General features: G+C 45.8%; 2 protein-coding genes. One reads left to right on the top strand and one right to left on the bottom strand.

All coding sequences use genetic code 11. The annotated features are described in order from the left end of the window. Positions 1-857, bottom strand: an 857-nt coding sequence (locus ACP45E_RS20050; protein WP_141707445.1) for a fumarate hydratase, incomplete at its 3' end; no start/stop codon positions are given. A 220-nt stretch (positions 858-1,077) separates the two neighbouring features. Here ACP45E_RS20050 and pabB point away from each other — a divergent pair. Beyond that, positions 1,078-2,387 (top strand): aminodeoxychorismate synthase component I (pabB, locus tag ACP45E_RS20045; protein WP_069585474.1); only part of this gene is annotated, 1,310 nt, incomplete at its 3' end.

The following is a 2,387-nucleotide window of genomic DNA, read 5'->3' as shown; positions in this document are numbered from 1 at the left end:
AGCGTGAAATGCACGTGACGAGTCGCGGCACAGTTCGGGATCATACACACAGGTTTTGATGCTGCGTGAGTTGGCGCTGTCTTAATTTTGACATCAACAACGGTCGTTAAGCCACCAAGTCCCTGTGCTCCAATACCTAATTTATTCACCCGGTTGAAGATGTCCAAGCGAAGCTCTTCTTCCGCATTTTCTGGGCCTTTATCAATCAATTCTTGAATATCGATATGTTCCATTAAGGACTCTTTAGCCATGACTGCTGCCTTTTCAGCCGTGCCGCCAATGCCTATTCCTAACATACCCGGTGGGCACCAACCCGCTCCCATGGTTGGAAGGGTTTTTTCTACCCACGCAGCAATATCATCTGACGGGTTCAACATCACCATCTTAGTCTTATTTTCAGAGCCGCCACCTTTAGCCGCGATCTGAACTTCTACTTTATCACCTGGCACCATATTGATATGGACGACGGCTGGGGTGTTGTCTTTGGTATTGATTCGTTTGCCTGCAGGGTCTTTCAGAATAGAGGCGCGCAACGGATTGTCTGGATTGGTATAAGCTTGACGCACACCTTCATCCACCATTTCTTGAACCGTTTGATCAGATTCCCATTGAACATTCATACCGATGTTGACAAAACAGGTCACAATGCCGGTATCTTGGCAGATAGGTCGATGCCCTTCTGCTGACATTCTTGAGTTAATTAGAATCTGCGCGATCGCATCTTTAGCCGCTTGGCTTTCTTCTCGTTGGTATGCAGAATCAAGAGCTTGGATAAAATCGAGTGGGTGATAAAAAGAGATGTATTGTAGAGCATCAGCAACGCTGCTGATGAGATCCTGTTTGCGAATGACTGTCATTGCTTGCCTCGTTATAGTTATACTTCCTTGTCGCTACCTATATAGTAGAAAGAGTCGTGTGTTATCGAGAGGGACGAACCAGTGTCATTAACAGCTTCTATCTACAATACAGTTAAGTAGAGACTTTTTAATTTGTTTTTATGATACTCTTGCTTTCCTCTAGGCGCTATGAAGCGATCGTTTTCTTCGTCACAAATTATACAAATGAACTATTATCTGCATGAATAATAACGCTATCCAAACGATTCCGGTTGACTATCAACCAAACCTAGCCAATGACCTATTTCATTATATTCAGCATCAGCCGTGGGCAATGTTACTGCGCTCGGCGTCTGAAGATCATGTCGATAGTCGATTTGACATTTTGGTCGCTTGCCCGGTGGTGACCCTGACAACAAAAATAGACAGCACTTTAGTCACTACCCCTGACGGTCATTATACGAGTAGCGATGATCCATTTGAGCTGTTAGCAACGCTTCAAGAGCACTACTTACCCGGTATTGAACACGGCGGTGAACTCCCTTTTATTGGTGGCGCTGTAGGCTACTTTTCTTACGATCTTGGGCGACGAGTCGAAGCACTGCCCAATATTGCAATCGATGATATTGAGCTGCCAGAAATGGTGGTCGGTTTGTATGAGTGGGCACTGGTTATTGATCATCATAACAAGTCAGCGTTTGTCGTCGGGCATCAACCTGAACACCATTGGCAATGGTTACAAGCACAGAAACAGTATCAAGTTCCCCAAAACAAGAACGAACAGAAGAACAATGAGTTGACACCATTCAAGCTCAGTTCAGCTTGGCAATCCAATATGACCAAAGCAGACTATTCACAAAAATTTGATGCCGTGCAGCAGTACCTATTATCTGGAGACTGCTATCAAATCAATTTGGCCCAGCGATTTCACGCTCAATTTCAAGGCAGTGAATGGCAAGCGTATCAAAAACTGGAGTCCTATAATCTCGCTCCGTTCTCCGCTTTTATCCGGACGGACGACGGTGCGATTCTCAGCGTTTCTCCGGAGCGTTTTTTGCAGGTGAAAGATCGAGTTATCGAAACAAAACCGATTAAAGGCACTCGACCACGCTCTCAAGATGCCAATCAAGACAGAAACTACGCGAATGAACTGACCAACGCAGAGAAGGATCAAGCCGAGAATCTGATGATTGTAGATTTACTGCGCAATGATATCGGTCGTGTTGCGAAGCCTGGCAGTGTCCACGTACCAAAACTGTTTGATGTAGAAAGCTTCCCGGCCGTTCACCATCTTGTGAGTACGATTCGCGCCAAGCTCGATGACGACTTTAGTAATGCCGATTTACTCAAAGCGTGCTTTCCTGGGGGATCGATTACTGGAGCACCAAAAGTCAGAGCGATGGAAATCATTGAGGAACTGGAACCTCATAGACGAAGCGCTTACTGTGGCAGTATTGGGTACATTAGCCGCAATGGCGCTATGGATACCAGCATTACTATTCGCACTTTGGTTGCAAAAGAAGGGACCATTTATGCTTGGGCGGGCGGCGG

It is taken from the genome of Vibrio genomosp. F10 str. 9ZD137, from assembly GCF_049974785.1.
In the GTDB taxonomy this organism is placed as follows: domain Bacteria; phylum Pseudomonadota; class Gammaproteobacteria; order Enterobacterales; family Vibrionaceae; genus Vibrio.
Note: the sequence above shows the minus strand (reverse complement) of the source record. Positions and strands in the feature narration are given on the sequence as shown.